Consider the following 26,734-nt stretch of genomic DNA (forward strand, 5'->3'; position numbering starts at 1 on the left):
AGTGCCGCATTGATGCCGTGGAGCGCTTGAACTCCTCCCGCTTTCCTTGGGGTTGCCGCAAATGAACGCGGTGGCGAACCTGCTGAAGGGTGCGGACATGACTGCGGAGTGGGAGCCGGGTACTGCGGTGTTCGACAAAGGCAGCCAGATGGTCGGAGTCGTCCACGAGCAGCGCGGCACCAAGCTGACCTTGTACCCCCGGTCTTCTGCTGGACGCAGTACCAGGGGCATGGACCGGGGCCGGAAGTGCTGGGGCAGCCGACGACCGCTCTTGAGATCGGATGCGGTACTGGGCGGGCTGTCGCATTTCTCGCGGAGCAGGGTGTCAAGGTCACGGGCATTGATCTCTCGCCCGTCATGGTGGACAGCATCACCCACCGGTGGGGCTCGCTCGGCGCGCGGTTCGTCTGTGCGGAAGTGCTGGAGCATCTGCGCGAGAACCCGGAGACGTACGAGGCGATCTATTCGATTTTTGGGGCGGCCTGGTTCGCCGACCCCGCACGCCTCTTCCCCTTGGTGGCGCAGCGGCTCACTCCCGGCGGAGTCTTCGCCTTCTCGCAGCCCCCCGCCATCCCGGGCGCCTACGGACCACAGGGCATGTACAAGGGCGGGTTCGCCGGGAAGGCGCTGTTCACCTACCGCTACAGCTACACCCCCAAGGAGTGGGAAAGCCTCCTTCTACGGGCCGGATTCGAGACAGCGGAAGTGCGGGTTCTTGACGCCCCGGAGCCTGACCACATCGGGACCTTGATTGGTCGTGCTGTGCTGAGCTGAGCCAAAGCAAAGCAAGAACGCCCCGGCCATCCTGGCCGGGTTCTGCTCACGCTGGGAGTTGGCCGGCCGCGACACAGAGCGACGGGAATCGTCACCGTTCAGGTCACGCTCCGCGCTGGCCGACTGGGCCTTCGAGTGACCGTAATCGTCACCGTGCAGCGTCAGAACCGTTTTCGGGCGACCGGTCTTCCCTTCCCGTTCCACGGTCACGACGATTCCGGGGAGTTCCTTGACCTCCGCTGCGGTCGCCCCCACGTACGGGAGGATTTGGGAGGACGTGGCCCGTCCCCCGTGGAGTTCGATCCGGGCGCGGACCTTGTCCGCGAGGCTGAGCGGCTGCCGCATCACGTTCGGAGCCTCGGCTCCCTTGGTGATCCGTACAGCGTCCTGGACGGAGCGGCGCACGAGGGAGAACGCGGCCCCCAGCATCTCGTCCGTGATGGTCTCGGAGCATTCAGCGGCGGCCAGGCAGCCCGCGACCCTGAGTGTCTGCTCGGCGGTGCGGTCGCCTGAGAAGAACACACACGAACGGCCCCCGGCGTCACGCCAGGGGCCGTGGTGTTTGTGCAGGTCGGAGGCGGTTTCCCGCGCGGCGTCAGCCCAGGATTTCCCCAGCATGACGCCCATGATCGGGCCGAAAAGGGCCCGAACGGACCGGAGGCCGATCACGGGCCGCGAACCCTCGAAAGTTGCCGCTGACCTGCGGAAACGTTGCTACGGCAGGTTCCTCGCCATGACGATCCGCTGAACCTGATTCGTGCCCTCATAAATCTGCGTGATCTTGGCGTCGCGCATCATGCGCTCCACCGGGTAGTCACGGGTGTAGCCGTAGCCGCCGAGGAGCTGGACGGCGTCCGTGGTGGCCTCCATGGCGACGTCGGAGGCGAAGCACTTCGCCGCCGCGCCCAGGTACGTCAGGTCCGCGTCGCCGCGCTCGGAGGCGGCGGCGGCCTGGTAGGTCAAGGCGCGGGCGGCCGAGATCTTCATCGCCATGTCGGCGAGCATGAACTGGATGCCCTGGAACTCGGCGATCGGCTTGCCGAACTGCTTGCGCTCCTTGACGTAGCCCTTGGCGTAGTCGAGGGCGCCCTGGGCGATGCCGAGGGCCTGGGCCGCGATGGTGATGCGGGTGTGGTCCAGGGTCTTCATGGCGGTGGCGAAGCCCGTGCCCTCGGCACCGATCATGCGGTCGGCCGGGATGCGGACGTTGTCGAGGTAGACCTCGCGCGTCGGGGAGCCCTTGATGCCGAGCTTCTTCTCCGGGGCGCCGAAGGAGACGCCCGGGTCGGACTTCTCGACCACGAAGGCGGAGATGCCCTTGGAGCGCTTCTCCGGGTCGGTGACGGCCATCACCGTGTAGTAGTCGGAGACGCCCGCGTTGGTGATCCAGCGCTTGACGCCGTTGAGCACCCAGGAGTCGCCGTCGCGCACCGCGCGGGTCTTCATGCCCGCCGCGTCCGAGCCCGCGTCCGGCTCCGAGAGGCAGTACGAGAACATCGCGTCGCCCTTGGCCAGCGGGCCCAGGTACTTCTTCTTCAGCTCCTCGGAGCCGGAGAGGATCACCGGGAGCGAGCCGAGCTTGTTCACGGCCGGGATGAGGGAGGAGGAGGCGCAGACACGAGCCACCTCCTCGATCACGATGACGGTGGCGAGCGCGTCGGCGCCGGCGCCGCCGTACTCCTCGGGGACGTGGACGGCGTGCAGGTCGTTGGCGACCAGGGCGTCCAGCGCCTCCTGCGGGAAGCGGGCCTCCTCGTCGACCTCGGCCGCGAACGGCGCGATCTTCGCCTCGGAGAGCGAGCGGATCGCGTCGCGGAGCATGTCGTGTTCTTCGGACGGGCGGTACAGGTCGAAATCAGCCGTTCCGGCCAAGGTGACTCACTCCCCAAGGGCGCTAACTACCGTTAAGTAACCTCAATTTTAGTGGGGTGTACGGCCCAGGGCATACGTGAGTTTGACGACAGGCGGACGAAGGCCGTGATCAAGGGGGATCGCAGGCCGCGCGGGGGCCCGACTATGCTCGGGCAGCGCCCTCAAGCCCGTACCTTCCAGGAGTACCGCATGGCCCTCAAGATCACTGTGATCGGCACCGGATACCTCGGGGCCACCCACGCCGCGGCCATGGCGGAGCTGGGGTTCGAGGTGCTGGGCCTCGACGTGGTCCCGGAGAAGATCGAGCTGCTGGCGCGGGGGCGCGTGCCGATGTACGAGCCGGGGCTGGAGGAGCTGCTGGCCCGGCACGTCGGCGGGATCGAGGGCTCCAGCGGGCGGCTGCGCTTCACCACCTCCTGGGAGGAGGCCGGCGCCTTCGGCGATGTGCACTTCGTCTGCGTGAACACCCCGCAGAAGCACGGTGAGTACGCGTGCGACATGTCCTACGTCGACTCCGCCTTCGCCTCCCTCGCGCCGCATCTGCGCGAGGGCGCGCTGGTGGTGGGGAAGTCGACCGTGCCGGTCGGATCCGCCGCACGGCTGGCCGAGACGTTGCCCGAGGGCGTGGAGCTGGCCTGGAACCCGGAGTTCCTGCGCGAGGGCTTCGCCGTGAACGACACCCTGCACCCCGACCGCATCGTGGTCGGCGTGGAGAGCGAGCGGGCCGAGAAGCTGCTGCGCGAGGTGTACGGGACGCCGATCGCGGAGGGCTCCCCCTTCGTGGTGACCGACTTCCCCACCGCCGAGCTGGTGAAGACCTCCGCCAACTCCTTCCTCGCCACCAAGATCTCCTTCATCAACGCCATGGCCGAGGTGTGCGAGGCGGCCGACGGCGACGTGGTGAAGCTGGCCGAGGCGATCGGGCACGACGAGCGCATCGGGAAGAAGTTCCTGCGGGCCGGGATCGGTTTCGGCGGCGGCTGCCTGCCCAAGGACATCCGCGCCTTCATGGCCCGGGCCGGGGAACTCGGCGCCGACCAGGCGCTCACCTTCCTGCGCGAGATCGACTCCATCAACATGCGCCGGCGCGGCCAGATGGTGGAGATGGCGCGCGAGGCGCTGGGCGGCGGGTCCTTCCTGGGCAAGCGGGTCGCCGTGCTGGGCGCGACCTTCAAGCCGGACTCCGACGACGTACGCGACTCGCCCGCGCTGAACGTGGCCGGGCAGATCCACCTCCAGGGCGGCCAGGTCACCGTCTACGACCCCAAGGGCATGGACAACGCCCGTCGCCTCTTCCCCACGCTCGGGTACGCGGACACGGCGCTGGACGCGGTCCGGGGCGCGGACGTGGTGCTCCACCTCACCGAGTGGCGCGAGTTCCGCGAGCTGGACCCGGCGGCGCTGGGCGAGGTGGCCGACGCCCGGATCGTGCTGGACGGGCGCAACGCGCTGGACGCGGTGAAGTGGCGCGAGGCGGGCTGGACGTTCCGGGCGATGGGTCGCCCGCGCGCCTAGCGCAGGGGGGCGCCGCCAGCACGCCTAGCGCGGGGGGTCCAGCTCCTCGATGGTGGCGGTGGAGGGGCCCCTTCGCGGCTGCGCGGCGCGGGCCGCGAAGTCGACGTCGCGGATGACCCGGGCGAAGTTGCCCCAGGTCAGCGCGGCGAGCTCGGTGTCGTCCCAGCCCCGGTCGATCAGCTCGGCGAGCAGGACCGGGTAGCTGGAGGCGTCCTCCAGACCGAGGGTGCGCGGGGCGTCCTCCGGCAGGCCGTACCCGCCCGAGAGACCGATGTGCTCCGGTCCGGCGGCCTCGCGCAGATGCTCGATGTGGTCGGCGACGTCCTGCACGCACGCGGGCCGCCCGGCGCGGGCGACCTGCGCCGGGGCGAAGCTCACCAGACACACCCCGCCGTTCTCCGGCAGCTCCGCGACGAGTTCGTCGGTGACGTTGAGCGGGTGGTCGGTGAGGGCGCGGGCGGCCGAGCGGGTGAAGATCAGCGGGGCCTTGGCCGCGCCGAAGGTGTGGCGGACGGTCTCGGGGGCCGCGCCGGACAGGTCGATGACCATCCCGAGCCGGTTCAGCTCCCGTACGACCTCCTGCCCGAAGCGGGTCAGGCCCGCGCGGGCCCAGGCGACCGTGGCGGTGAGGGTGACCGCGCGGACGCCGAGCGCGTGGTACGCCCGGACCGTGCCCAGCGAGTCGCCCAGCGCGTGGGCGGCGACCGGCCCGAAGAGCGAGGCGATACGGCCGTGGTTGCGGGCGTCGGCCAGGTCCCCCACGGCGTGCGCCGTGCGCAGCCCCTCCGGGCAGGCGTCGACGAGCGTACGGATGCGGTCGACGCGCTCCAGCGTGGCGCTGACCGGGTCCGGGCAGTCGGCCGGGACCATCAGCGACCACAGCTGCGCTCCGACGCCGCCGTGCCGGAGCCGGGGGATGTCGGTGTCGAGCGAACTCTCCCCGAGCTCGACGTCGTGCCACGGGGTGTGCACGAGCACCTGGGCGAGGGTGTTGTACCCGTCGGCGACGGGGTGGGCACGCAGCAGGGCATGAATCCGGGCACGCACCTCCGGGTCGAGGGTGTCCCCGGGGGGCTCGGCTTCCGGGTCCCGCCTGCGGGGGGCGGTGCTTTCGCGGGGCGCGGTGGGGTGGTCGCTCTCGCGGGGGGTGGCGGTGTGGTCGGGTTTGTTGGGTGCGGGAGTGTGGTCGCGTTCGCCGGGGGAGGCGGCGGGGTGGTCGGGTGCGCCTATCCCGGCGGTGGCGGCGTCGGCCTCGTCCTGCAGATCTGCCATGACAGCCTCCCGGTTCGACCTCGACGACGGCAGCGGTACGGTCAGCGTCACACGGGTGGGGCGTGGGGTCGCGACGGCTGTGGCGTTCGGGGGACGCGGGGGGTTCGGCCGGGGCGTCGTGTGCGGGTGAGGTGTGGTTGCTCGCGCCGTTCCCCGCGCCCCTGATCGGCCCGGGGTACGTATGCGGGTGCGGTGTGGCGGGTCGCGCCGTTCCCCGCGCCCCTAAAACCATCCGTCGTCTGCGGGCCGTCGTGGGCTGGTCGCGCCGTTCCCCGCGCCCCTGAGGGGGTCCCCGGCACCCGGCGGCAGAGCTCAGCCACGGCCCCCCAGGGGCGCGGGGAACTGCGCGAGCAGCCCCCACCCAGCCGCAGGTGAGCAACGGCCCGGGGCGCAGCCCCATCGGGGCCCGGGGCGCAGCCCCACAGCCGGGTTAGCCGTCCAGGGACTCCCGGGTTGCCAGTGACGGCCCCCGGCGGGACCGTTCGTCCCGCGCCACCCCCTCCGCATCCCGCAGCACCCGCACCGCGTTCCCCCACGTCAGCTTCGCCACGTCCGCCTCCGACCAGCCGCGGCCGAGCAGCTCGGCGATCAGGTTCGGGTAGCCGGCGACGTCGTCCAGGCCGGACGGGGTGAACGCGGTGCCGTCGAAGTCCCCTCCGATCCCGACGTGGTCGATCCCCGCCACGTCCCGCATGTGGTCGAGGTGGTCCGCCACCGTCACGACGGTCGCCACCGGGCGCGGGTGCGCCGCCTCGAAGGCGGCGTGCAGCGCCATCGCCTCCGGCGAGGTGTCCAGCGCGTGCAGCCCGTGCGCCCGCAGGTTTTCGTCGGCCGCCGCCGTCCACTCCACCGCCGCCGGCAGGATGAACTTCGGAACGAAGGTCACCATCGCCACTCCCCCGTTCGCGGGCAGGAGCGACAGCACGTCGTCCGGCACGTTGCGCGGGTGGTCGCAGACCGCCCGCGCAGACGAGTGCGAGAAGATCACCGGCGCCACCGACGTCGCCAGCGCGTCCCGCATCGTCGTCGCCGCCACGTGCGAGAGGTCGACCAGCATGCCGAGCCGGTTCATCTCGCGGACCACCTCGTGGCCGAAGGGGGACAGGCCCCCGACCCCCGGCGCGTCCGTCGCCGAGTCCGCCCACGCGGTGTTGTCGTTGTGGGTGAGCGTCATGTAGCGGACGCCCAGCGCGTACAGCGCCCGCAGCGTGGCGAGGGAGTCGTTGATGGAGTGGCCGCCCTCCGCGCCCTTGAGCGAGGCGATGCGGCCCGCCGCCCGCGCCTTCTCCATGTCGTCCGCCGTCAGCGCCCCCGCCAGCTCCCCGGGGTAGCGCGCGATGAGCCGGTCGACGCAGTCGATCTGCTCCAGGGTCGCGCTGACCGCCTCGTCGCCCGCCATGTCGGTACGGACGTAGACCGACCAGAACTGCGCGCCGACGCCGCCCGCCCGCAGCCGGGGGATGTCGGTGTGCAGATGCTCGCTCTGGTCCCGGCCCACGTCACGGCGGTCGAGGTCGTAGCGGACCTGGTTGCGCAGCGCCCAGGGCAGGTCGTTGTGGCCGTCGACGACGGGGTGCTGGGCCAGCAGCGTACGGGCCCGGGCGAGGTGGTCCACCGTGCTCACTTTCCGAAGCCGAAGGACGCCGAGGTCTCCACCTTCGCGCGCAGGCGCCTGCCCTTCTCGGTCGCCTGGTCGTTCAGCTCCTGCTGGAACTCCCGCATACGCGCCAGGAGTTCGGGGTCGTGGGCGGCCAGCATACGGGCGGCCAGCAGACCCGCGTTGCGGGCGCCGCCCACCGACACCGTCGCCACCGGCACCCCGGCGGGCATCTGCACGATGGACAGCAGCGAGTCCATGCCGTCCAGGTACTTCAGCGGCACCGGTACACCGATCACGGGCAGCGGGGTGACCGAGGCGAGCATGCCGGGCAGATGGGCCGCGCCGCCCGCGCCCGCGATGATCGCCTTCAGACCGCGGCCCGCCGCCTGCTCGCCGTACGCGATCATCTCGTGCGGCATCCGGTGCGCGGAGACCACGTCGACCTCGTACGGGATCTCGAACTCGTGCAGGGCCTGGGCGGCGGCCTCCATCACGGGCCAGTCGGAGTCCGAGCCCATGACGATGCCGACGAGGGGGGAGGTGGTGCTCATTCGGTGATCGTTCCTCTGAGGTAGTCCGCCGCGTGGCGGGCGCGCTCGCGCACGTCCGCGAGGTCGTCGCCGTAGGTGTTGACGTGGCCGACCTTGCGGCCGGGCTTCACGTCCTTGCCGTACATATGGATCTTGAGCTGGGGGTCACGGGCCATGCAGTGCAGATACGCGTAGTACATGTCCGGGTAGTCGCCGCCGAGCACGTTGCACATGACCGTCCACGTCGACCTCGGGCGCGGGTCGCCCAGCGGAAGGTCGAGGACGGCCCGGAGGTGGTTGGCGAACTGCGAGGTGATCGCGCCGTCCTGGGTCCAGTGGCCGGAGTTGTGCGGGCGCATGGCCAGCTCGTTGACGAGGATGCGCCCGTCGCGGGTCTCGAAGAGCTCCACCGCCAGGTGGCCGACCACGCCCAGCTCGTCCGCGATGCGCAGGGCCAGCTGCTGGGCCTCGCCCGCCAGCTCCTCTCCGAGGTCCGGCGCGGGGGCGATCACGGTGTCGCAGACGCCGTCGACCTGCACCGACTCCACGACCGGGTAGGCCACGGCCTGGCCGTGCGGGGAGCGCACCACGTTGGCGGCGAGCTCGCGGGTGAAGTCGACCCTCTCCTCGGCGAGCACGTCCACGCCCGCCTTGAAGGCGTCGGCGGCGTCCGCCTCGGAGCGTACGAACCACACGCCCTTGCCGTCGTAGCCGCCGCGCACGGTCTTGAGGATGACGGGGTAGCCCTCGCCCTCCGCCGCGAACCGCGAAACGTCGGCCGGGTCCGCCACCAGCCGGTGGCGGGGGCAGGGCGCGCCCATCGCGTCGAGCCTGGCGCGCATCACCCCCTTGTCCTGGGCGTGCACCAACGCGTCGGGCCCCGGCCGGACGGGAATGCCGTCCGCCTCCAGGGCCCGCAGGTGCTCGGTGGGTACGTGCTCGTGATCGAAGGTGATCACGTCGCAGCCGCGCGCGAAGGCACGCAGCGTGTCCAGGTCGCGATAGTCGCCGATGACGACCTCGCTCACCACCTGGGCCGCCGAGTCCTGGGGGGTGTCGCTGAGCAACTTGAATCTGATGCCGAGGGGGATGCCCGCCTCGTGGGTCATACGGGCGAGCTGACCGCCACCGACCATGCCGACTACCGGGAACGTCACACCCCCAGGGTATCGGGCGTCCCCCCGGGCCCCGGAAGGAGCCGGTCCGGGTGGCGGAGAGCGCTCGCCGGAGGCCGGGTGTGGCCGGGATTCGCGGGCGTCCACGAGCAATGCCCAGAGCCGCTGGTTAGCATGGCCGGGTTGGCGTACGACGTATGACACCGATTCCGAGCACCACCACCGATCCGAACGGGGCTGAGCGATCACCATGAGTGAACGGGGCGCATTGCGTACGCGGCTGCAGCTGCTCGCCCGGGAGATCGCGAAGTTCGGCGCCGTGGGCGCCGTCGGATTCGTCGTCAACGCGATCGTCTTCAACCTGTGCGTGCACGTGGCCCACCTCGCGGTGGTGCGCTCCGGTGTGATCGCCACCGCCGTCGCCATCGCCACGAACTACGTGGGCAACCGCTACTGGACCTACCGGCACACCGAGGGCGGCCGGCGCAGCCGGGAGCTGATGCTCTTCCTGCTGTTCAGCGGCATCGGCCTGGTGATCGAGAACGGTGTGCTCGCGCTCTCGCACTACGGCTTCGGCTACACCTCGACGGTCGCCGACAACATCGCCAAGAACGTGGTGGGCCTGGGCCTGGGCACGGTCTTCCGGTTCTGGTCGTACCGCACCTGGGTGTTCCGGGCGCTGCCCGCCCGGGAGGCGGTGGAGACCGCCGAGTCCTTTCTCGGCGACGCCCCCCAGCCCTACGCCCGCCACCACTCGGGGTCGTAGACCGCTCATCTGACGGTCTGCTCCGGTTCCCGCGGGCCGCGCGCCACCCGGCTCAGGAACAGGGCGAAGACCGCGGGCTGCTGCTGGAGCATCTCCAGGCGCCCGCCGTCCGCCTCGGCGAGGTCGCGGGCGACGGCGAGGCCGATGCCGGTGGAGTTGCGGCCGCTGATGCTCCGCTCGAAGATCCGCGCCCCGAGTTCGGGCGGCACCCCCGGCCCCTCGTCGGTGACCTCGACCACCGTCTGGTTGCCGGTGACGCGGCTGCGCACCGCGACGGTCCCGCCGCCGTGCATCAGCGAGTTCTCGATCAGCGCCGCGAGCACCTGGGCGACCGCCCCCGGGGTGCCCACCGCCCGCAGCCCCTGCTTGCCGGAGCGGACGATGGCGCGGCCCGCGCTGCGGTAGGCCGGGCGCCACTCCTCCAGCTGCTGCTTGACCACCTCGTCGAGGTCGAAGACGACGGCCGAGCCGGTGCGGGGGTCGCGGGAGTTGGTCAGCAGCCGCTCCACCACGTCGGTGAGCCGCTCGACCTGCGTGAGCGCGATCGTCGCCTCCTCCTTGACCGTCTCCAGGTCGTCGGTGAGCGCGATCTCCTCAAGCCGCATCGAGAGCGCGGTGAGCGGGGTGCGCAGCTGGTGGGAGGCGTCGGCGGCGAGCCGGCGCTCGGCGGTGAGCATCCGCCCGATCCGCTCGGCGGAGGAGTCCAGGACGTCCGCGACCCGGTCCAGCTCGTGCACCCCGTACCGCTTGTGGCGCGGGCGCGGGTCGCCGGAGCCCAGGCGCTCCGCGGTCTCGGCGAGATCGGTGAGCGGGGAGGCGAGCTTGTTGGCCTGGCGTACGGCCAGGAGCACCGCGGAGACGATGGCGAGCAGCGCCACCGCGCCGATGATCAGCAGGGTGCGCCCGACCTCGCGGGTGACGGTGGAGCGGGACTCCTCGACCAGGACGTTCTCGCCGCGCGCGCCCATGGCGCTGCCACGGATGAGCGAACCGCCGGGCCGGGTGCCGAGCTCGATGGGGGCGCGTCCGGGGATCTCGATGCGGGCGTAGCGGTCGGGGCCCACGCCCGCCAGCGACTGCGCGCCGACCGCCTCGCCCGCGAGCATCCGGCTGTCGATGACACTGACCAGCCGCAGCGCCTCGGAGTTCACGCTCTCCTGGGCGCTGCTGCTGATCGTCCTGGTCTCGACGATGACGAGGGAGACGCCGAAGACGGCGATCACCACGAGCACCACGGCGAGCGTGGAGTTGATCAGTCGGCGGCGCATGCCTCAGTGTCCCAGGACGCGAGGGAGGACAGCGGCGTACCCGGCCGTCAGCTCTTCTCGAAGCGGAAGCCGACGCCCCGGACGGTGGCGATGTAGCGCGGGTTGGCGGCGTCGTCGCCGAGCTTCTTGCGCAGCCAGGAGATGTGCATGTCGAGGGTCTTGGTCGAGGACCACCAGGTGGTGTCCCAGACCTCGCGCATCAGCTGGTCGCGGGTGACGACCCGGCCCGCGTCGCGCACCAGGACCCGCAGCAGGTCGAACTCCTTGGCGGTGAGCTGGAGCTCCTCGTCGCCCATCCAGGCGCGGTGCGACTCGACGTCGATCCGCACCCCGTGGGTGGCGGGCTGGGGGGCGGGCTCGGTGGCGCCGCGCCGCAGCAGGGCCCGGACCCGGGCCAGCAGCTCGGCCAGCCGGAACGGCTTGGTGACGTAGTCGTCGGCGCCGGCGTCCAGGCCGACCACGGTGTCCACCTCGTCGGCGCGGGCGGTGAGCACCAGGATCGGGACGGTGTGGCCCTCGGAGCGCAGCCTGCGGGCCACCTCCAGGCCGTCCATGCCGGGCAGGCCCAGGTCGAGCACGACGAGGTCGGCGCCTCCCTGGAGTCCGGCGTCGAGGGCGGTCGGGCCGTCCTCGCGGACCTCGACCTCGTAACCCTCCCGACGCAGTGCGCGGGCCAGCGGCTCCGAGATGGACGCGTCGTCCTCGGCGAGCAGTACACGGGTCATGGGGGTGATGGTAGTCCGCGACCGGGAGGGGCTGTCCGTGGAACCGGTCAGGGGCCGCGGGGGCTTCGCGGCCGCGCCCGTTCCGGATCGCGGCCCGGTCACTTCTTGATCGTCCGGAGGCCGTTCCTTGGTCGTCTCCGGGCCGTCCGCCCCTGCGGCTCTGGGATGCGATCCTGATGAACACCTTCGAATGTGGGCCGATGGTTCCAGCAACGCCTGTGATCCATCTCTCAAGTCCTTCCATATGCGGCTGTGTGGTGTCGTATGGTGTCTCAACGCCTTTAGCACTAACTCGGGGACCTTTGGCCTGCTTGGCGCGCCAAGGGTCTCTTTTCTGCGAAGGAACCGGAATTGTTGGTTCCGAATACAGTGAATGACCTATGGGCCGGGCCCCGGGCGCGATGGTGCGCCCCGGGCGTGGATCCCGGTGGGTCCGTCCTCTCGACTCCGTCACCACGGATGCGAACCCCTCGGGCGTAGGGGCGGGCGGTCTCCTGCCGGTGCCGGCCACCCCCCACCGGGCGCGATCACCGCTCACGAAGCGCGCGTCCCGAGCAAGCAAGGATCGACCATGGCGTCCAGCCTGACGAAGGACTCGGCGAGCACCACCGGTTCCGAGAAGACCTTCTTCGGCCACCCCCGCGGCCTGGCCACTCTCTTCATGACCGAGATGTGGGAGCGCTTCTCCTATTACGGCATGCGCGCCCTTCTCGTGTACTACCTGGTCTCCGGCGGCGCCGACGCGGCGACCGGGGCCCAGGGCGGCGGCCTCGCCATGCGGGCCACCACGGCCACGGCCATCTACTCCGTCTACGTCTCCATGGTCTACCTCATGGCGATGCCGGGCGGCTGGTTCGGCGACCGGGTCTGGGGTGCCCGCAAGACGGTCACCATCGCCGGTTCCGTGATCATGTGCGGTCACCTTGCGCTGGCCCTGCCCGGCCAGGCCCCGTTCTTCCTCGGTCTGATCCTGGTCGCCGTCGGTTCCGGCCTGCTCAAGGCCAACATCTCCACGATGGTCGGCCACCTGTACAACGGCGCCGACGACCCGCGCCGCGACGGTGGCTTCACCGTCTTCTACATGGGCATCAACCTCGGCGCCTTCGCGGCCCCGCTGGTGATCGGCACGGTCGGCAAGGAGCACAACTGGCACCTGGGCTTCGCCCTCGCCGCGCTCGGCATGGCCCTGGGCCTGGCCCAGTTCCTCCTCGGCACCAAGCACCTGAACCCGAAGAGCAGCCTCGTCCCGAACCCGCTGTCGCCCGCGGAGCGCAAGGCCGTCCTGGTCAAGACCGCGGCCGCCGTCGCCTCGCTCGCCGTCTTCTACGGCGTCGTGGTGGCCATCGGTGCCTACACCCTGAACTGGGCGCTGGTCCCGCTGACCCTGGCCGGTCTGCTCATCCCGATCGCCGTCCTGGTCCGCATCAAGCGCGACAAGGACCTGTCGACGGCCGAGCAGTCGAAGATGAACGGCTACATCTGGCTCTTCGTCGCCGCCGCCGTCTTCTGGATGATCTACGACCAGGGCGGCTCGACCCTGTCGCTCTTCGCCGACGACAAGACCGTCGACAACGTGGCGGGCCTGCACTTCTCGGCCACCTGGTACCAGTCGCTGAACCCGCTGTTCGTGATGGCGCTGGCCCCGGTCTTCGCCTGGCTGTGGCTGTGGCTGGCGCGGAAGAACCAGGAGCCGAACACCATCGTGAAGTTCGCGATGGGCCTGGTCATCATCGGTGCCTCGTTCTTCGTCTTCATCGTCCCGATGAACATGGCGGGCGACAGCGGCAAGGTCTCCCCGATGTGGCTGGTCTCGATCTACATGATCCAGACCATCGGTGAGCTGTGCCTCTCCCCGGTCGGCCTCTCGGTCACCACGAAGATGGCCCCGCAGAAGTACGCCTCCCAGATGATGGGCGTCTGGTTCCTCGCGGTCACCGCGGGCGACTGCTTCACGGGTCTGCTCTCGCTGGCCGGTGTGAGCCTCAACGGGCTCGGGATCATCGCGATGGAGGCCTCGATGGCCGCCGTCGCGGGCCTCGCGATCTACATGTACCGCAGGAAGGTCCAGGAGCTCATGGGCGGCGTGCACTGACCGCCGCACCACCTCCGTAGGGCCGAGGGCCGCCGCACCTGTCCGGGTGCGGCGGCCCTCGCCCTTTCCGCGCGTACGGGACGCTCAGCGCGTGCCCCGCAGCCGCCGCCACGGGGTGAACGTGAAGACCGCGCCGCCCAGCAGGACGGCCGTCCCGGCGACGAGGCCGAGGGCGCGCAGGGCGCCGCGGTCGCCTCCGCCGGTCTCGGCGAGGCCGCCGGAGGCGCCCGTACCGCCGGACGCGCCCGCGCCGCCGCCCGGGGTACCGGCCGAGCCGCCGGACGTACCCGACCCGCCCGACGCACCGCCCTGCTGGGCCGTGGTGTCGAGCTCCAGGGAGACGGGCGCCGTGCCCTTGACCGTGCACGGGATGATGATCTTCGAGCCGCCCAGGGTGACGTCGATCGTCAGCGTGCCGGGGCTGAGGGTCGACCTGCCGCTCGCGCCCGGTTTGTAGCTGCCGGTCATGTCGGAGAGGCTGACCGGGTCACCGGCGTTCAGGGGGCCGGAGTTGGGCGCGCCCGTCACCGTCACCGCGCCCTTGTCGGCGCCGCCGACGGTGATCTGCATGGACGGCTTCAGCGCGCCCGCCGGGAGCGGGGCAGGGCTGTTCATGACGCCCTTGGCGGTCTTGACCGTGAGGTCGTAACTCCCGCCGTTCTTCCTGGCGTTGACCGTCACCTTGGAGTTGATGCTCGCCGGGCCGGGGGACTTGCAGGCGAAGACGACCGCGACCTCCTTGCCGGGGAAGTCGCTCTGTCCGCCGGTGCCGCCGGTCGTGCTGCCGCCACCCGTGCTGCCGCCCGTGCCGCCCGTACCGCCTCCCGTCGTCGTGGTGCCGCCGGAGGCCGTGGTCCCGCCGGAGCTGGTGGTCCCGCCGCTCCCGGTGGTTCCGCCCGAGCCCGTCGTCCCGCCGGAGGCAGTCGTCCCGCCGGACGTCGTGGTGCCGCCGCTCCCGGTCGTCCCGCCGGAGGCAGTCGTGCCGCCCGACGTCGTCGTACCGCCCGACGTCGTCCCCCCGCCGTCCGTCACCTTGATCGTCGCCCCGGCCGCCACCGCCGCCTTCGAGGCGCACTTGGTGTCCGTCGGGATCGGCTTGCTGACGTTGATCGTGTACTTGTCCGGGGTGAGCGTGACCTCGCCCGCCTTGGTCAGCTTCAGCCGGGCCTTCATGTCCGGCAGGACCATCGGGCTGTTCTTGGGTATCGGCGGGTTCTGCCGCGGCCCCTCCACCGCGAGGTCGGCGCTCTGCGCCCCGGCCACCTTCACCGTGCCGGACGGCTTGACGGTGTCCTTCTCCAGGTCGAGCACATCGGGGTTCTTCGACGCGGCCTGGACGGTCTTCCAGACCACCTCGACCTCGTCGCCCACCTTCGCCTCGGCGGGCGCGGTGATCTGCACCCTGGTGGTGCCCTCCACGGGCGGCAGACCGGAGATGGGGGGCGGGATGCACTCGGTGGCGTAGGAGACCTCTGCCGCCCGGGCGGGCCCGGCGGCCAGGACGATCCCCGCGCCGCCGAGCATCAGCGCGATGCCGGCCGCGCTCGTCCTCCGTTGCGTGGTCACGTATGTCCCTTCGTCGTGGGGGTGTTCGGACGCTTCTCGGTCGGTGCGGAGTCCGGGGTGAACCACGGCAGGGACGTCGTCGCCGTACGCGTGGCGGGGGTGCCGTCGTCGGGCGGCGGGGGCGGGGGCGGTCCGGGGGCGGTGGTCCGGGGGGACCGGCCGGGAAGGACCCGGCGGGCACCGGCCGTCCGGCCCCGCCGCGCGTGCCCCGCCCCGCTCGGGCGGACCCTGTCCACCACGGCCATGCCGATACGGAACGCCGCCGCCGGGACGACCAGGCACAGCAGGATCCAGAAGAGCGTCACGCCCCAGGGGCGGCCCACGCCCCACGGCTGGGTGGCGAGCACCTTCGGCCCGTACTTCACCAGGACCTGGTAGTCGCCGTGCGCGCCCGCGGGCAGCTCGAAGCCCAGGCGGACCTCGGCCTTGCCGCCGGGCGCGACGGTGCCCTTCCACTGCCGCTCCTCCCAGCGCGGCGCGAACACGCCGTGCGAGGTGCCCACGTGGAAGACCGGGTCCTTCACCGGCGCCGGGCCGAGGTTGCCGACGGTGACGACCAGCGTGCGCGAGGGCGGCGCCCCGAACCAGGTGAGGATCCCGCTGCTCCCCTTGAGCTCGGGCGCGGTCAGGACGCTCAGGCGCCCGGTGCCGGACTGCTCGGGCAGCGGGGCCACCGGATGGCCCGTGATCCGCACCTCGGCGTCCACCGCGACCGACTCCCCCGTCACGGTGGCCACGTGCACCACACAGGGGCAGGGCTTGGGTGGCGCGGCCACCGGCAGCGGCTTGCTGAAGGACCCCCTGGCGTCGGTGGTCACCGCCCGTCCGTCCGCGTTGGCGCAGGAGTTGGTGCCCCCGATCACCCCCTGCCCCGGTGTGGACTGGCCGCAGACCAGCAGCATCAGGAGCGCGCCGGGCCGCCAGCCGGTGCCGCTCGCGGTGATCTCGCCGCCCTCGGCCGCCTCCTGCCGGGAGAGCGTCACGACGGGTCGCGCGTCCTCGGCGCTCGCCACCGCCGGTGGCGCCGCGGCGGTGAGCGCCGGCAGCAGGGCCGCGAGAAGTGCCGCCCCTGCCGTACACCCCCTCACGACGCCGCTCCCGTCGCCGACTCAGCCACGGGCCGGGCTTCCCGGGGGTCTGCGGCTTCCCGCCGGCGCCGTCGGCGTAACCACAGCGCCGCTCCCCCGCCCGCCACCGCGCATCCGGCGCCCGCCACCGGCCCCCACGGCACGATGGCCGCCGAGGCCGTACCCTCGGCGCGGGCGGCGCCGGGCGCCGTCGCCGTCAGACGCACCTCGACGCGGCCGAGGGCGGGCGGGTGCCACGGCTCGGTCAGCTCGACGCGCCCGCCGGGCGGCAGCTCCACCGGCAGCGGCCGGGCGGAGCGCCGCAGCCGCTGTCCGAACAGCCCGCCCACACGCACGGCCAGGCTCGGGGCGAGCGCCGTGTTGCCCCGGTTGACCAGGGCGTAACGGATCAGCGAGCGGGCCTCGTCGACGGTCACGTCCTCGACGGTGAGCGCGGCCAGGACGGGCCCCGCCACCCGCACCCGGACCCGCACCCGCTCCTGCCGGCCGCCGCCGGAGGCGACCAGCGCCGCCGTGCGGCCGCCGGGCGGCGTGCCCACCGGGACGGTGACCGCGAACGGCACCTCGGCCCGGGTGCGCGGTGGTATCCGCACCTCGGCGGCGGCCGGCGCGATCCAGGCACCCGCGCCGGTGGCGGTGCCGTCGTCGGCGCTTCCGCGCACCCGCAGGGTCAGCGGGCTTCCGGTGGGGTTGGTGAGCGAGAGCCGGTCCTCCAGGACGGAGCCGGGCGCGCCCTCCAGGTAGAAGTACGCTCTGCCGCCCCCGCCCGAGGCGGGCGCGGCGCTCCACTGCCCGCCGGCGGCGTGCGCGGCGGGGACGGTGGGGGCGGTCAGGGCCAGGGCCGCGGCGAGCACGGCCGGGCGGATCGGTCGCGGCGGCATCGGCGGCTCCCGGTCGGGCGTCGGTAGGGACGGTCAGCCGTGCGCGCGGGCCCCGCGCCGGGTCAGCCACAGCACCCCGGCCGCGCCGGTGAGCAGGACCGTGCCGCCGAGCGTGCCGAGGGCGAGGGCGGAGTCGAGCGGGCCGGTCCTGGGCAGCGACGGGGCGGCCGCGGGGGCGCCGGGTGCGCCGGTGACGTCCAGGGAGAGGGAGGGGCCGGGGCTGTTGCCCGGGGTGCAGGTCGTGGTCGTGCCCAGCGCCTTGATGGTGAGGACCGAGGCGGTGAAGGTGACCTTGCCCGACGCCTTGGGCGTGTACGTACCGCTCAGATCGCTGATCTTGATGGGGCTGTTGGCGGGGATCTCGGCCGTGTTGGCGGGGCCGGAGACCGCCACCGTGCCCTTGTCGGCGCCGCCGACCCCGACGACCGCGCTCGGCTTCATCGCGCCGGGGCCCAGCGCCACGGGGCTGGAGGAGACGCCCTTCTGGAACGACATGGTCAGTCGGTAGGCGGCGCCGCTTCTGACGGCCTTGATGTCGATGGGCGACACCGCGCTCTTGGGCCCGATCGGTGTCTCGCACTTGTAGTTGACGTCCACGACGTCGGCGTGGGCGGCCGGGGCGGCCATCAGCACCACCGGGCCCGCCACCGCAGCCGCAAGGGCGAGTGCTGTCCGCTTCTGGTACGACACGTACGACACCTCGAATTTCCCTCGGTCCCGAGGCCGTTCACGTTACTGACGGCACATCAGATTGGGCGTCAAGGTACGCCGGGGACCTTGTGGAGGGAAGACACACAGCACAGCGGATGACGGACGCGAGTGACGTGAGTGCCCCGAGCGGGCACCCCGTGCGGACATCCGCGGTCGCCGCGGGCGGGGAAGGCGCCCTACGCGGGCGCGGCGAGCTCCGCCCAGACCATCTTTCCGGGCACTCCGGGGGTCCTCAGGACGCCCCAGTCCAGACAGAGCCGCTGGACGATGAACATGCCGTGGCCGCCGGGCCGTCCCGCGCGGTGCGGAGTGCGGGGCGCGGGCTGGCCGGGGCCGAGGTCGGTGACCTCCAGGCGCAGCACCTTGGAGGTGAGGGCGACGCGCAGCTGCTCGGGGCCCTCGGCGTGCAGACAGGCGTTGGTGACCAGCTCGGAGACCACGAGCAGGACGTCCTCCGCGGCGGCGCGCCGGTCGGCGGTGGCGGCCGGGAGCCAGCCCCACTCGTACAGCGCCTGGCGGGTGAAGTCGCGCGCCAGGGGCACGACGCCACTGGCCCCCTCCAGGGCGAGGACGCGCGAGGCCGCCGCCGGGGCTCCGTCCGGCTCGGAGCCGCGGTCGCCCGGCTGATGCTGCCGGGTGGTGCTCATCAGCGCTTCACCTCACCGATTCACCGAACGCCTGGTTCGCCAACGTCTTGGGTCTGGTCTCCTGCCCCGCAACCGCGAGGTCAGTCGTCCAGTGCGGCCTCGAGCGAATCATGCACGGCGAAGACCGCTTCCGCCCCGGTGATCTCGAAGACGCGGGCCACCACGGGAAGCATCCCCGCCAGATGGACCCCGCCGCCTGCCGCCTCGGCCTTCAGCCGGGCGCCGAGCAGCACGTTCAGCCCCGTCGAGTCGCAGAACTCCAGCTGCGCGCAGTCGACGACCAGCCGGCTGCGGCCCGCCGCGACCGCGCTCTCCAGCGGCTCGCTGAGCAGCTCCGCCGTGTGGTGGTCCAGCTCGCCCACGGGCGTGAAGATCTCACTGCGGCCGTGCGAGCGGACGCCGACCTTGAGACGGCCCCCGTTTGCGCTTCCGACCGTGCCGCGGTCCATGCCCGTCCCTCTTCGCCGTGATCGCCGTGATTCGCCGTGCCACACCGTAAACGGTGCGGCCGTGGTTCGTGTCGCCCTTCCCGGTGCTTTCGCTGTGCTCCCCGTCACAAGTGACGCACCTCTCCGCACACGTCACCGGACACGGCTCCGTACACGCGGACTCCGCGAGAACACTACGCCTTCCCTACGCCCGCCGGAAGCCGAACACCACCCCGAACCGGACATATAGTAACAACTCGCCCTTGCGGCGGTAGGACCAAAGCGGGTAGGGGTAGGAGAGACAGTTTTTCACCGCGACCGGCCATGGAGGCGCCGCACACCGATCCGCCACGTATGGGCATCGGCAGCCATATGCCGAGAACGATGGAGGAGACCCCATGTCACCCCGGCTCGACGCATCCCTGGATACGTCGGCAACGCACGTACCGCACACCACCGTCGAGGGACTCGCCGATCTCCCGGAGATCCCTCCCTACGAAGACATCGCGCCGCTGGACGCGCGGGCCCTGTCGAAGACGCTCTTCGCCCGGCTCGACTCCCTCGAAGAGGGCACCCCCGCGTACGCCTACGTACGCAACACGCTCGTCGAACTCAACCTCGCGCTGGTGAAGTTCGCCGCCTCCCGCTTCCGCTCGCGCAGCGAGCCGATGGAGGACATCATCCAGGTCGGCACCATCGGCCTGATCAAGGCGATCGACCGCTTCGAGCACGACAGAGGCGTGGAGTTCCCCACCTTCGCCATGCCGACCATCGTCGGCGAGATCAAGCGCTTCTTCCGCGACACCTCCTGGTCCGTCCGGGTCCCCCGGCGCTTGCAGGAGCTCCGTCTCGACCTGGCCAAGGCGGGCGACGAACTCGCCCAGCAGCTGGACCGCTCACCGACGGTGGGCGAGCTCGCCGAGCGCCTGGGCATCAGCAAGGACGAGGTCGTCGAGGGGATGGCGGCGAGCAACGCCTACACCGCCAGCTCGCTGGACGCCCAGCCCGAGGAGGACGACACCGAGGGCGCGCTCGCGGACCGGATCGGCTACGAGGACCACGACCTCGAAGGCGTCGAGTACATCGAGTCGCTCAAGCCGCTGATCGCCAGACTGCCCGCCCGGGACCGCACGATCCTGTCGCTGCGGTTCGTCGCCAACATGACCCAGTCCGAGATCGGCGAGGAGCTCGGCATCTCCCAGATGCACGTCTCCCGGCTGCTCTCGCGCACCCTCACCCGGCTGCGCAAGGGGCTGACGGTGGAGGAGTGATTTCCCCCGCCCGCACGAGGGCCCGTCCCCCCGGGGGGACGGGCCCTCGGCTATGGCGCCAGCGCGGCGGCGACCGCCGCCTCGGCGTGCAGCCGTGTGGTGGGGAACACCGGTACGGGGCTGTGTTCCTGACGGATCAGCAGCTCGATCTCGGTGCAGCCGAGGATCACGCCCTCGGCGCCCTCGGCGACCAGCCGCGCGATCACGTCCCGGTAGGCGCCGCGGGACTCCTCCCGCACCACTCCCAGGCACAGCTCCTCGTAGATGACCCGGTGGACCAGGGCGCGGTCGTCGGCGTCCGGGACGAGGACGTCGAGCCCGTGCGCGCGCAGCCGGTCGCGGTAGAAGTCCTGCTCCATGGTGAAGGCGGTGCCCAGCAGCCCGACCCGCCGCACACCCCGGGCCCGTACCGCCGCGGCGGTCGCGTCGCCCAGGTGCAGCAGCGGTACACGGACGGCCGCGGCGACCTGGTCCGCCACCTTGTGCATGGTGTTGGTGCAGATCAGCACGAGATCGGCGCCGGCCGCCTCCAGGCCCTTCGCCGTCGCCGCCAGCACCTCGCCCGCCCGCTCCCACTCCCCGGCGCGCTGGAGCTCCTCGATCCCGGCGAAGTCGACGGAGTGCAGGACGCAGCGGGCCGAGTGCAGTCCGCCGAGCCGCTCGCGTACGAGCTCGTTGAGGAGCCGGTAGTACTCCGCGCTGGACTCCCAGCTCATACCGCCGATCAGTCCGATGGTCTTCATCGCGCCACTCTAGGCTGTGCTCACAACTGACCGCTGTGGACGAGGGGCGGGGCCGTGGGCAAGCACGAGACGACCGAGGTCGCGGGGATCGGGATACCGCGGGGGCGGGCGGCGGAGGCGGCGCGCACGGTCTGCGCGGAGTACGCCGACGCGGCGCTGTACCACCACTCGCTGCGGTCGTACTTCTTCGGCGCGGCCTGGGCCCGCGAGCGCGGCCTGGACTACGACCGCGAGCTGTTCTTCGTCTCCGCGCTCCTGCACGACCTGGCGCTCACGCCGCCCTTCGACAGCCACAGCCTGCCCTTCGAGGAGGCGGGCGGCCATCTGGCGCGGGTCTTCACGGCGGGCCTGGGCTGGCCGGACGCGCGCCGCGACCGGGCGGCCGAGCTGATCGTGCTGCACATGCGCGACGACGTGTCGCCGGAGGTGGACGTGGAGAGCAGGCTGCTCCAGGTGGGGACCAGCGCGGACGTGTCCGGCACGGGTCTCGAGGCCTTCGGCGCGTCCTTCCGGGCGGAGTTGGTGGAGGCGTATCCCCGGCTGGACTTCGCGCAGGCGTTCGTGGGCCTCTTCCACGACCAGGCCCGGCGCAAGCCCGGGTGCGCGGCGGCGGAGCTGGTGGCCGGGGGCTGGGAGAAGCGGGCGCTGGGCAACGGGCTGGATCGCGCGTAGCGGCCCCCTGTGGGCATGCTGGCCGCCGAGGGCTCGCCGGCCGCGGCGGCCAAGACCGCCAGGAGGCCTGTATGACCCCGGTGAACCCGGTCGTCGCCGTGACCGGAGCCAGTGGAGCCGTCGGCGGGCGGGTGGCGCGCCGGCTCGCCGAGCGGGGCGTGGCGACCCGGCTGGTGGGCCGCAGCCCCGGGCGGCTGCCGGAGCTGCCGGGCGCGGTCAGGGCGGCGCCCGCCGCGTACGGGGACGCGACCGCGATGCGGGACGCGCTGGCGGGGGCCTCGGCCATGCTGATGGTGTCGGCCCACGAGTCCCCGGGCCGCGTCCGCGAGCACACCACCGCCGTGGACGCGGCCGTCGCGGCGGGGGTGGACCGCATCGTGTACGTGTCGTTCCTCGGCGCCGCCCCGGACGCCGCGTTCACCTTCGCGCGCGACCACTGGCACACCGAGCAGTACATCCGGGGCACGGGCCTGGCGTACACGTTTCTGCGCGACAGCCTCTATCTGTCCGGGCTGGCCGCGATGGCCGGGCCGGACGGGGTGATCCGGGGCCCCGCCGGGCACGGCCGGGTCTCGGGCGTCGCCCACGACGACATCGCGGACGTGGCGACGGCCGTGCTGCTGGGCGAGGGCGGGGGCAGGCCCGGGGGCGGAGAGCACGACGGCGCCACCTACGACGTCACCGGCCCCGAGGCCCTGACCCTCACCGAGGTGGCGGCCGAGCTGAGCCGGGTGACCGGCCGGACCGTCACCTATGTGGAGGAGACCCGCGAGGAGGCCTTCGCCTCACGGGCCGGATACGGCGCCGAGGAGTGGGAGGTCACCGGCTGGGTGAGCTCGTACGAGGCGATCGCCGCCGGTGAGCTGGCGGGGGTCGCCGACACCGTGCCCCGTCTGACCGGCCACCGCGCCCAGTCCTTCGCCGAGTACCTGAAGGCGCATCCGCACGCCTACCGGCACTTGACGCCCTGACGCCAGACGTCGGTGACCAGCGGCACGCCGGGCCGGTAGGCGAGGTGGACGTGGCTGGGGGCGTCCAGCAGCGCCAGGTCGGCGCGGGCGCCGGGCGCGATCCGCCCGACGTCGGTGCGCCGCAGCGCGGCGGCGCCGCCGGCCGTGGCGGCCCAGACGGCCTCGTCCGGGGTCATCCCCATGTCCCGTACGGCCAGCGCGACGCAGAACGGCATCGAGGACGTGAACGAGGAGCCCGGGTTGCAGTCCGTGGACAGCGCGACGGTCACCCCCGCGTCGAGCAGCCGCCGGGCGTCGGGCCACTGGGCGCGGGTGGAGAACTCGGCGCCGGGCAGCAGGGTCGCGACCGTGGTGCCTGCGGCCAGCGCGTCGACGTCGGCGTCGGTGAGGTGGGTGCAGTGGTCGGCGCTGGCCGCGTCGAGCTCGACGGCGAGCTGGACGCCGGGCCCGTGGGAGAGCTGGTTGGCGTGCACCCGGGGGGTGAGCCCCTTGGCCTTGCCAGCGAGCAGGATGGCCCGGGCCTGGTCGCCGTCGAACGCGCCCTTCTCGCAGAAGACGTCGACCCAGCGGGCGTACGGGGCGCAGGCATCCAGCATCTCGCCGGTGACGAGCGCGACATAGGCGGCCGGGTCGTCGGCGTACTCGGGAGCGACGATGTGCGCCCCGAGGTAGGTCACCTCGTCGGTGTGCTCGGCGGCGATGCGCAGGGCGCGGGCCTCGTCCTCGACGGTGAGGCCGTAGCCGGACTTGGTCTCGAAGGTCGTCGTCCCCTGGCGCAGGGCCTCACCGAGGTAGCGGGCTACGTTCGCGCCCAGCTCGGCGTCGGTGGCTGCGCGGGTGGCGGCCACGGTGGTCCGGATGCCGCCCGCCTTGTACGCCTGGCCCGACATCCGGGCGTTGAACTCCCGCGTGCGGTCGCCGGCGAAGACGAGGTGGGAGTGGGAGTCGACGAAGCCGGGGAGGGCGGCGTGGCCGGTGGCGTCGTGGACCTCGTCGGCTGCGGGGGCGTCTTCGGCGCGGCCGACCCAGGCGATGGTGGGGCCGTCGATGACGACGGCGGCGTTTTCGATGAGGCCGAGGGGGGTGGGGCCGAGGATGGGGTCGTTGGTGATGAGGGTGGGGATGTGGGTGATGAGGGTGGTGGACATGGTTCCTCTCCGGTGTGTTCTCCCCCGCCCGGCCCCTTCCCGAAAGCCCTCTGGCGGGCGGCCGGGGGGCGTCGCTGTCGGCAGGCCGATGGGTGACTGGCTGACTGATTCGCGCAGTTCCCCGCGCCCCTTGAGGGGTCGTGTCCCGTCTGCGGGACGGTGGTCGGCTGGTCGCGCAGTTCCCCGCGCCCCTTCAGGGCCCGGTGGTCGTCCGAGGGCGCTTGGGCTGCGCGTGTGCGTCCGCCGCGCCCCCAGGTGCCCAGGGGCGCGGGGAACCGCGCGAGCGGCCCACCACGGTCCGCAGACGAAGGCGGGGTCCGGGGGGTGCGGCCCCCGGTAGGCCGTCTTCGTCCCGGCCGCCCGGGCGAGGGCTTTCGGGGCGGGGCGGGGACTCACTCCCGGAGGGACGCCACCGCCGCGGCCAGGGCGGAACCCACGTCCGGCACCCCCAGGTGCACCCCGCCCCGCACCACCCACCGCCCCCCCACCACCACATCCCGCACATCCGCCGCCGAAGCCGCGAACACCACCGTCTCCGCGCCCAGCCGCGCCACCGGCCCCGCCGTACGCACCGTGTCCAGCGCGACCGTGGCGAAGTCGGCCAGGGCGCCCGGCGCGAGGCGGCCCGCCTCGTCCCAGCCCAGGGCCGCGTGCCCGTCCGGGGACGCCGCCCGCAGCAGCGCCGCCGCCGTCCAGTGCCCCCGGGTCCGCGTACGCAGCCGCTCGTTCAGCTCCATGGCCCGCGCCTCCTCCAGCAGGTCGACCACCGCGTGGCTGTCGCTGCCCAGCGAGAGGGGGGACCCGGCGCGCTGGAGGGCGACCGCGGGGCCGATGCCGTCGGCGAGGTCGCGCTCGGTCGTCGGGCACATGCACGTGCCCGTCCCCGACCCGCCCAGCAGCGCGATGTCCTCGTCGGTGAGGTGGGTGTTGTGGACGCCGGTGGTCCGCGGCCCCAGCACCCCGTGGTCCGCCAGCAGCCGCGTCGGCGTGCACCCGTGCGCGGCCAGACACGCCTCGTTCTCCGCGACCTGCTCGGAGAGGTGGACGTGCAGGGGCGCCTGGCGCTCCTCGGCCCACGCCGCGACCTCGCGCAACTGCTCCGCGGGCACCGCCCGTACGGAGTGGATCGCCGCTCCGATCCGTACGCCGTCGCGCGGCTTGAGCAGCGCCGCCCGCTCGGCCCACGCCTGCGCGGTGCCGTCGCTGAACCGGCGCTGGTGGGCGTTGGGCGGCTCGCCGAAGCCGGACGACAGATACGCCGTGTCGAGCAGTGTGATGCGGATCCCGGCCTCGTCGGCGGCCGCGATCAGTGCCTCGCCCATCGCGTTGGGGTCGGCGTACGGCGTGCCGCCCGGCGCGTGGTGCAGATAGTGGAACTCGCCCACCGCCGTGATCCCGGCGAGCGCCATCTCCGCGTACACCGCCCGTGCCAGCGCGTGGTACGACTCGGGCGTGAGCCGCGCCGCGACCGCGTACATCGTCTCGCGCCAGGTCCAGAACGTGCCCGAGCCGACCTGGACCGTGCCGCGCAGGGCCCGGTGGAAGGCATGGCTGTGGGCGTTGGCCAGCCCCGGCAGGGTGAGACCGCGCAGGACGGCGGCGCCGGGCGGCGGCGCGTCGACTCCCTTGCGCAGGGCCGTGATCCGCCCGTCCGCGACCTCCACCAGCACGCCCGGTTCGACCACGGGGTCGAGCCAGGCGTGCTCCAGCCAGTACGACGTCACCTGCACGCCAGCCCCTCCAGAACGTCGGCGAGTGCGAGCACCCCGGCCACGCAGTCGTCCTCACCGGCGAACTCGGCCGGGGAGTGCGAGACGCCCGTGGGGTTGCGTACGAACAGCATGGCGGTCGGGACCGTCCCCGAGAGGATTCCGGCGTCGTGTCCGGCGCCGGTGCCGAGGACGGGGGTCCGCCCGCCGAGGATCTTCGCCAGTTCGTCGCGCAGGGCGTGCTCGAACTCGACGACGGGCGTGAACGACTCCCGTACGACGGTCAGGTCCACGCCGTCCCGCTCGGCGCGCTCCTCGGCGGCCCGCCGGACCGCGGCGACGACGGTGTCGAGGGTCGCCTGGTCGGCGGCGCGCGAGTCCAGCCAGCCGCGCACCAGGGACGGGATGGCGTTGACGCCGTTGGGCTCGCAGGAGATCTTGCCGAAGGTGGCGACCGCGCCCGCGAGTTCGGCCTCGCGGCGGGCCGCGAGGACGGTCTCGGCGTACGTCAGCATCGGGTCGCGCCGGTCCACCAGGCGGGTGGTGCCCGCGTGGTTGGCCTCGCCCGCGAAGTCGAACCGCCAGCGGCCGTGCGGCCAGATGGCGGAGGCGATGCCGATCGCGTCGCCGCTGAGGTCCAGGGCGCGGCCCTGTTCCACGTGCAGCTCGACGAACGCGCCGATCCGGGCGAGGCGTTCGGGGTCGGGGCCGATGGCTTCGGGGTCGTACCCGGCGCGCTCCATCGCCTGCGGCAGGGCGACCCCGTCGCCGTCGCGCAGCCGGTGCGCGGCCTCGACGGTCAGCTGACCGGCGGCGAGCCGGGAGCCGACGCAGGCCAGGCCGAAGCGGGCGCCCTCCTCGTCGCCGAAGTTGACGAGGGCGAGAGGGCGGGTGGGCACGGCCCCGCGCCTGCGGAGCTCGTCCAGCGCGGCGAACGACGACACGACGCCGAGGGGGCCGTCGAAGGCGCCGCCGTCGGGGACGGAGTCCAGGTGCGACCCCGTGACGACGGCGTCCCCGGCGGTGGGGTCGCCCGACCAGGCCCACTGGTTGCCGTTGCGGTCGAGCTCGTAGGTGAGCCCGCGGGACTCGGCCTGGGCCCGGAACCAGGCGCGGCAGTCGCTGTCGGCGGGCGTCCAGGCGAACCGGCGGTAGCCGCGGGTGCCGGTGTCCCGCCCGATGGGGGCGAGATCGCGCCACATCTCGTGGAACGAGGGGGCCTCCCCCGCCCGGGGGCGGGTGGAGGCGGAGGGATTCCCCGGGGGCTCCGCCCCCCGCCCCCCGCCAGGGACGTGCGCCCCTTCAGGGGCACGGGGAACCGCGCGACCAGCCCCCACCGACGCGGACCCGACCGCCGACCCGGGGCCCCC

The 26,734-nt window shown here is 72.7% G+C and carries 25 protein-coding genes; 7 read left to right on the forward strand and 18 right to left on the reverse strand.

Annotated features, from left to right (window positions below):
- Nucleotides 1–108: 108 nt before the first annotated feature.
- Nucleotides 109–774, forward strand: a complete 666-nt coding sequence (locus tag ACZ4MU_RS00160) for a class I SAM-dependent DNA methyltransferase (protein ID WP_467869125.1) — start codon at nucleotides 109–111, stop codon at nucleotides 772–774.
- On the opposite strand, the gene ACZ4MU_RS00165 is transcribed toward ACZ4MU_RS00160, so the two are convergent.
- Both ACZ4MU_RS00165 and ACZ4MU_RS00170 read right to left on the reverse strand, forming a co-directional pair.
- Nucleotides 679–1,443 (reverse strand): hypothetical protein, encoded by a 765-nt coding sequence (locus ACZ4MU_RS00165; RefSeq protein WP_467869127.1) that lies wholly within the window; start codon nucleotides 1,441–1,443, stop codon nucleotides 679–681. The two genes, ACZ4MU_RS00160 and ACZ4MU_RS00165, sit on opposite strands and share 96 nt — an antisense overlap.
- Before the next feature lie 45 nt (nucleotides 1,444–1,488).
- Nucleotides 1,489–2,646, reverse strand: coding sequence for an acyl-CoA dehydrogenase (locus ACZ4MU_RS00170; protein ID WP_467869129.1), 1,158 nt, complete (start codon nucleotides 2,644–2,646; stop codon nucleotides 1,489–1,491).
- A gap of 189 nt (nucleotides 2,647–2,835) precedes the next feature.
- Here ACZ4MU_RS00170 and ACZ4MU_RS00175 point away from each other — a divergent pair, with 189 nt between their 5' ends.
- Nucleotides 2,836–4,161: a UDP-glucose dehydrogenase family protein gene (locus ACZ4MU_RS00175; protein WP_467869131.1), complete on the forward strand. Its 1,326-nt coding sequence runs from the start codon at nucleotides 2,836–2,838 to the stop codon at nucleotides 4,159–4,161.
- A gap of 24 nt (nucleotides 4,162–4,185) precedes the next feature.
- Here the strand turns inward: ACZ4MU_RS00175 and ACZ4MU_RS00180 are convergent, their stop codons facing one another.
- The 4 genes from ACZ4MU_RS00180 to ACZ4MU_RS00195 form a co-directional block, all read right to left on the reverse strand.
- Nucleotides 4,186–5,433 carry a dipeptidase gene (locus tag ACZ4MU_RS00180; protein WP_467869133.1) on the reverse strand — a complete coding sequence of 416 codons (1,248 nt, stop codon included), beginning with the start codon at nucleotides 5,431–5,433 and terminating at the stop codon, nucleotides 4,186–4,188.
- A 430-nt stretch (nucleotides 5,434–5,863) separates the two neighbouring features.
- A complete protein-coding gene (locus ACZ4MU_RS00185; protein WP_467870547.1) occupies nucleotides 5,864–7,048 on the reverse strand; it encodes a dipeptidase in 1,185 nt (394 codons plus the stop codon).
- 5 nt (nucleotides 7,049–7,053) lie between these two features.
- Nucleotides 7,054–7,584 (reverse strand): 5-(carboxyamino)imidazole ribonucleotide mutase, encoded by a 531-nt coding sequence (gene purE, locus ACZ4MU_RS00190; RefSeq protein WP_467869135.1) that lies wholly within the window; start codon nucleotides 7,582–7,584, stop codon nucleotides 7,054–7,056.
- On the reverse strand, nucleotides 7,581–8,720 hold the full coding sequence (locus ACZ4MU_RS00195; protein WP_467869137.1) for a 5-(carboxyamino)imidazole ribonucleotide synthase: 1,140 nt from the start codon (nucleotides 8,718–8,720) through the stop codon (nucleotides 7,581–7,583). The genes purE and ACZ4MU_RS00195 overlap by 4 nt, the downstream gene beginning before the upstream one ends.
- Before the next feature lie 208 nt (nucleotides 8,721–8,928).
- Between ACZ4MU_RS00195 and ACZ4MU_RS00200 the strand changes: the two genes are divergently transcribed.
- Nucleotides 8,929–9,444 (forward strand): GtrA family protein, encoded by a 516-nt coding sequence (locus tag ACZ4MU_RS00200; protein WP_467869139.1) that lies wholly within the window; start codon nucleotides 8,929–8,931, stop codon nucleotides 9,442–9,444.
- A gap of 5 nt (nucleotides 9,445–9,449) precedes the next feature.
- On the opposite strand, the gene ACZ4MU_RS00205 is transcribed toward ACZ4MU_RS00200, so the two are convergent.
- Nucleotides 9,450–10,712: an ATP-binding protein gene (locus ACZ4MU_RS00205; RefSeq protein WP_467869141.1), complete on the reverse strand. Its 1,263-nt coding sequence runs from the start codon at nucleotides 10,710–10,712 to the stop codon at nucleotides 9,450–9,452.
- A gap of 47 nt (nucleotides 10,713–10,759) precedes the next feature.
- The gene (locus ACZ4MU_RS00210) at nucleotides 10,760–11,437 is read right to left on the reverse strand and encodes a response regulator transcription factor (protein ID WP_100574199.1); all 678 of its coding nucleotides are present in this window, start codon (nucleotides 11,435–11,437) and stop codon (nucleotides 10,760–10,762) included.
- 571 nt (nucleotides 11,438–12,008) lie between these two features.
- Between ACZ4MU_RS00210 and ACZ4MU_RS00215 the strand changes: the two genes are divergently transcribed.
- Nucleotides 12,009–13,529, forward strand: coding sequence for a peptide MFS transporter (locus ACZ4MU_RS00215; RefSeq protein WP_467869143.1), 1,521 nt, complete (start codon nucleotides 12,009–12,011; stop codon nucleotides 13,527–13,529).
- Nucleotides 13,530–13,613: 84 nt separating this feature from the next.
- Here ACZ4MU_RS00215 and ACZ4MU_RS00220 read toward each other — a convergent pair whose 3' ends face one another.
- The 6 genes from ACZ4MU_RS00220 to ACZ4MU_RS00245 form a co-directional block, all read right to left on the reverse strand.
- Nucleotides 13,614–15,053, reverse strand: a complete 1,440-nt coding sequence (locus ACZ4MU_RS00220) for a hypothetical protein (protein ID WP_467870548.1) — start codon at nucleotides 15,051–15,053, stop codon at nucleotides 13,614–13,616.
- Between the two features lie 38 nt (nucleotides 15,054–15,091).
- Nucleotides 15,092–16,183, reverse strand: a complete 1,092-nt coding sequence (locus ACZ4MU_RS00225) for a hypothetical protein (RefSeq protein WP_467869145.1) — start codon at nucleotides 16,181–16,183, stop codon at nucleotides 15,092–15,094.
- Entirely contained in the window at nucleotides 16,180–17,064 is an 885-nt protein-coding gene (locus ACZ4MU_RS00230) for a hypothetical protein (RefSeq protein WP_467869147.1), read from the reverse strand. The genes ACZ4MU_RS00225 and ACZ4MU_RS00230 overlap by 4 nt, the downstream gene beginning before the upstream one ends.
- Nucleotides 17,065–17,097: 33 nt before the next feature.
- Nucleotides 17,098–17,754, reverse strand: a complete 657-nt coding sequence (locus ACZ4MU_RS00235; protein WP_467869149.1) for a peptidase — start codon at nucleotides 17,752–17,754, stop codon at nucleotides 17,098–17,100.
- A 197-nt stretch (nucleotides 17,755–17,951) separates the two neighbouring features.
- Complete coding sequence (locus ACZ4MU_RS00240; RefSeq protein ID WP_467869151.1) at nucleotides 17,952–18,422, reverse strand: ATP-binding protein; 471 nt, start codon at nucleotides 18,420–18,422, stop codon at nucleotides 17,952–17,954.
- A gap of 80 nt (nucleotides 18,423–18,502) precedes the next feature.
- Nucleotides 18,503–18,871 (reverse strand): STAS domain-containing protein, encoded by a 369-nt coding sequence (locus ACZ4MU_RS00245; protein ID WP_467869153.1) that lies wholly within the window; start codon nucleotides 18,869–18,871, stop codon nucleotides 18,503–18,505.
- A gap of 377 nt (nucleotides 18,872–19,248) precedes the next feature.
- Here ACZ4MU_RS00245 and ACZ4MU_RS00250 point away from each other — a divergent pair, with 377 nt between their 5' ends.
- Complete coding sequence (locus ACZ4MU_RS00250) at nucleotides 19,249–20,121, forward strand: RNA polymerase sigma factor SigF (protein WP_467869155.1); 873 nt, start codon at nucleotides 19,249–19,251, stop codon at nucleotides 20,119–20,121.
- Nucleotides 20,122–20,171: 50 nt separating this feature from the next.
- Here the strand turns inward: ACZ4MU_RS00250 and ACZ4MU_RS00255 are convergent, their stop codons facing one another.
- Nucleotides 20,172–20,864 (reverse strand): aspartate/glutamate racemase family protein, encoded by a 693-nt coding sequence (locus ACZ4MU_RS00255; protein WP_467869157.1) that lies wholly within the window; start codon nucleotides 20,862–20,864, stop codon nucleotides 20,172–20,174.
- 54 nt (nucleotides 20,865–20,918) lie between these two features.
- Here ACZ4MU_RS00255 and ACZ4MU_RS00260 point away from each other — a divergent pair, with 54 nt between their 5' ends.
- Nucleotides 20,919–21,536, forward strand: a complete 618-nt coding sequence (locus tag ACZ4MU_RS00260) for an HD domain-containing protein (RefSeq protein WP_467869159.1) — start codon at nucleotides 20,919–20,921, stop codon at nucleotides 21,534–21,536.
- A gap of 71 nt (nucleotides 21,537–21,607) precedes the next feature.
- Nucleotides 21,608–22,507 carry an NAD(P)H-binding protein gene (locus ACZ4MU_RS00265; RefSeq protein ID WP_467869161.1) on the forward strand — a complete coding sequence of 300 codons (900 nt, stop codon included), beginning with the start codon at nucleotides 21,608–21,610 and terminating at the stop codon, nucleotides 22,505–22,507.
- Here the strand turns inward: ACZ4MU_RS00265 and hutI are convergent.
- The 3 genes from hutI to ACZ4MU_RS00280 form a co-directional block, all read right to left on the reverse strand.
- A complete protein-coding gene (gene hutI, locus ACZ4MU_RS00270) occupies nucleotides 22,486–23,655 on the reverse strand; it encodes an imidazolonepropionase (protein ID WP_467869163.1) in 1,170 nt (389 codons plus the stop codon). The genes ACZ4MU_RS00265 and hutI overlap by 22 nt on opposite strands.
- A gap of 392 nt (nucleotides 23,656–24,047) precedes the next feature.
- The gene (locus ACZ4MU_RS00275; RefSeq protein ID WP_467870550.1) at nucleotides 24,048–25,379 is read right to left on the reverse strand and encodes a formimidoylglutamate deiminase; all 1,332 of its coding nucleotides are present in this window, start codon (nucleotides 25,377–25,379) and stop codon (nucleotides 24,048–24,050) included.
- Nucleotides 25,376–26,566 (reverse strand): allantoate amidohydrolase, encoded by a 1,191-nt coding sequence (locus ACZ4MU_RS00280; protein ID WP_467869165.1) that lies wholly within the window; start codon nucleotides 26,564–26,566, stop codon nucleotides 25,376–25,378. Before ACZ4MU_RS00280 ends, ACZ4MU_RS00275 begins: the two co-directional genes overlap by 4 nt.
- Nucleotides 26,567–26,734: the final 168 nt, after the last annotated feature.

The organism is Streptomyces sp. NPDC026377 (assembly GCF_055567715.1).